The sequence below is a fragment of the bacterium genome (genome assembly GCA_023145965.1).
In the GTDB taxonomy this organism is placed as follows: domain Bacteria; phylum UBP14; class UBA6098; order UBA6098; family UBA6098; genus UBA6098.
Window position 1 is genome coordinate 1 of sequence record JAGLDC010000100.1, and the last position, 3259, is coordinate 3259.

A 3259-nucleotide genomic window follows, 5' to 3' on the forward strand; every position below is an offset into this window, starting at 1 on the left:
TCTCGACCCGTTTTCATTGATAATCTCTGAACGGAGGAACTCTATTTCGCGCGATCCGGTATCTCCGATATTCGTCGTTATCTGTATTCCGGTGCGGGAAACAGACCTGACCATTATAGTCCCCTCCGAGGTTTCACTATCGTCGGGTTCTTCGATACCCTCTATCATCACCATGCTCCAATATGTCCCCATCAGGCTTGTATTATTCGGGATACGCACCTCGTATTCCAGTTTGAATCGGTCTTTTGCCGGAATTGTGAAAATATCTGCATTGAAGGTTATCCATTCGGCGTTCGAACGTGGATTTTCTCCGGGCGACCCGTAGTGTGTCCTTCCTTTGAAATTGTATTCCCGGTCCGTTTGATAGACCTTGACCTGCTGTGGTTCCGCACCGGGATTGCTGATGACGATAGTCCCTCGATAGGTGCCGCCCGGTTCAGCGTTTATTAGCTTCGATAAACCACCAATAACGTTAACACCGGCCTCGACGCTGAAAGATATTATCAGCAGAAGTAAGATTATAATGTGGTTTCGTTTGTTGTTCTTCATCGTTTCCCCCTGTATTAAAAATAATGGAATGATATTATATCAGAATTTGCGTTCGCGTTCTTTTTTTGTTTTAGATAAGGATTTTATGGCTCCCGGTTTCTGTGAAGACTCGACGTCCACCGGGATTTTATCGATTGATTTTTCCATAATGATGCAATCTTTACGTCGATTAACATCCCTGTCAAAAATAGTTCTGCTATCAAAAATGTTCCCAGATTCTTCGGGATGTCTACTTTTGCTTTCCTGCGTATCGACAATGCGGTATTGCAGAGGGATATCGTGAGGAGCAACGTTTATTGTTGCGGAGACTCCCGATATTTTCTCACGAATATTGATGTCGTTTCTATCGCCGCTACCGGTGAATATCTCCCCGAACTCAGCGGTTAACTCGATATACGCGCCGCCACCCGAAATGCTCCCCGAACCGCCACCGTCGGATGTCCTCATTATATAAAGGTGTAGTTCTTCTGGATAACCGGAACCCGCGATTTTCGCTTCGACAGCCCATTCGTCCGTATCGCCGATTGTTCCGGAAACATCGATAGTCACTATGTCCAATACGCTTTCGTGGATGTTCGGAAAATCCCCACCGGGTCCACCTACTATATCAGTTTCGGAGAGGGATTTCGACCAATCGCCACCGGTTAGGGTAATGCCTATCGCAGAATATATCTGAACCGGAGATATAAGTAAAAGGAGAGATATAAAAAGAAACAACGATCTTAATTTGCACATTGTTTTATTCCTCGATGTTTGATCAATAGGGAGGAGAATAAACTCCCCCCTATTAATTCGGTATGCTGGCTGGAGCTACTATTCTATTACCGCGTCTTCCGTCAGCGTGTAAGTAATGAGAATCTCCGTTTCGGCCGCAACAAATAACTCTTCAGGATGTTCCGCATCGAGGAACACCGAGATAGTGAGGTTAGGGCCATCGGTCGCTCCGGTTCCGGTCTGGCCACTGCCAATGGCCGTAACGATATCCGCCGCATCGTTATCATCGACGGTAAATGTCGTGCTCGTTTGGGTTCCGCAAGTTCCGGTTCCACCGGGCGCGCCTGCAGCAATCGTCATTTTTAATCCCTGGAGCATGGTATCCAGCTCGGCGGAGATAGTGCGGGCATTGCCCTCCACGACGGTTGAAGTGTATTGGAGATACGAGTTTGCGTCCGGGCCGGTATGGTCTAGTGTATCACCTTCTGCGGTAGGTGCTGTGAACGAGAAGTCCCCGAGCGCACCGCTGTTGTCGATCATCGCTACTTCGGCGATAGTGATGTGTGTCGTGTCGTCTGCCGTATCTTCTGCCGCGAACCCGATTCCGGCGAACGCGAAAGCAACGATTGCGATTGTGATTAGTCTTTTCATCTTGATTCTCCTTGTTCTTTGGTTTGTATCCAATTTTTTTGGATTACATTTGTTTTCTTGATTCAAATACGTTTTTGGTTCTGATTCCACATTTTTACATTCCTTACTCCTTTTCTTTGAATTTTCAAAAATCAATGTTATCAAATTTTCTTCGATTCAAAGATTAAATAAATTATCAAACATTACAATACTTGAAGAATGCGGATGAAATACGGGGATTAAACCAGTATTTTTCAGCTTAAGTTATTAGAGAGATTTGAGATAGGAGAGCAGGCATACGGATTTGCTCTTGATATTCAGCTTTTTGCGAATATTATCTCGATGGAATTCGACGGTTCTTGGCGAGATGATAAGCGCTAACGCTATCTCTTTTGTAGAGAGTCCGTTTTTTATCATATTGCAGATTTCGACCTCTCTCGAGGAGAGAGAATTTGCTTTCCTCAAAAGGCCAACCCCGAAAGACGATGTGATCTCCTCTATCGACTTCTCGATCAGATCGATATAGACATCATCCTCCGGTTGCCCGAAAGATTTCAACCTTTCAAGTAGTGGAAGAAGCATGCATTCAATATTTGCGACCATTTGTTGTTCGATTTTTACTTTTTCGACACTCAATTGGCTAAGCATTTCCCTGAATGCAGCATTTTTCTGATCGAGGTGGATATTCTGCTTTTTAAGTGTTTTTTCGCTTTTGCGTAAAGCCCACTCGGCTTTTATGAGGTCCTGTTCGAGTAGGATATCTTTTATCGCCTTTTTAGTGATTTCGGGTAGATAATCGAGGATATTCGCGTCTTTAATGAGGTAATCCCTCGCACCGAGTTTCATCATCTCGATCGCTATCTTGACATCGTCCTGTCCAGTAAGCACGATAAACGGCGTATCGAGGTTGTGTTTATGCATCTCAACAACGAATTCCTTGCCGTCGATGTCGGGGAGTCTGTAGTCGAGTAAGTTGAGTGTATCGGGATATTCGGACATGAATTCGAATGCTTCTTTTCCATTATAGGCGCCGGATGTTTTGAAACCGGCTCGGTTAAGTTTTTTTTGAATTAGCGAATTAAGTGGTTTGTCATCCTCAATGACAAGCACATTCCATTTCGTCATTTCGACTGTATCCACAGCATTGCTAATATTGACTTGAGCACTCATTTCATACCTCCACCCTAAAATATATACAAAGCGAACGTCTGTCAAGTAGAATAATTAATATTTTATTCACTTTATCTCTACAATTTATAATATATGTGCATTCTGTGGGTGGTTTTCGAACCGCCACTACAAACGAAAAACAACAAACCTCTATACAAAAACGAAAACAGATTATTTGTTAGATATATTAGCGTTG

General features: G+C 43.8%; 4 protein-coding genes. All 4 read right to left on the reverse strand.

Translation table 11 applies throughout. The annotated features are described in order from the left end of the window. Nucleotides 1-549, reverse strand: a 549-nt coding sequence (locus tag KAH81_09030) for a hypothetical protein (protein ID MCK5833797.1), incomplete at its 3' end; no start/stop codon positions are given. A gap of 39 nt (nucleotides 550-588) precedes the next feature. Further along, on the reverse strand, nucleotides 589-1284 hold the full coding sequence (locus KAH81_09035; protein ID MCK5833798.1) for a hypothetical protein: 696 nt from the start codon (nucleotides 1282-1284) through the stop codon (nucleotides 589-591). A gap of 78 nt (nucleotides 1285-1362) precedes the next feature. Continuing rightward, nucleotides 1363-1914, reverse strand: coding sequence for a hypothetical protein (locus KAH81_09040; GenBank protein ID MCK5833799.1), 552 nt, complete (start codon nucleotides 1912-1914; stop codon nucleotides 1363-1365). A gap of 246 nt (nucleotides 1915-2160) precedes the next feature. Beyond that, nucleotides 2161-3063, reverse strand: a complete 903-nt coding sequence (locus KAH81_09045; GenBank protein ID MCK5833800.1) for a response regulator — start codon at nucleotides 3061-3063, stop codon at nucleotides 2161-2163. Nucleotides 3064-3259 lie beyond the last annotated feature (196 nt).

Coding starts and splice junctions, on each gene's coding strand:
- KAH81_09035 (MCK5833798.1), bottom strand. CDS start 1,284: ATGTGCAAATTAAGATCGTTGTTTCTTTTTATATCTCTCCTTTTACTT.
- KAH81_09040 (MCK5833799.1), bottom strand. CDS start 1,914: ATGAAAAGACTAATCACAATCGCAATCGTTGCTTTCGCGTTCGCCGGA.
- KAH81_09045 (MCK5833800.1), bottom strand. CDS start 3,063: ATGAGTGCTCAAGTCAATATTAGCAATGCTGTGGATACAGTCGAAATG.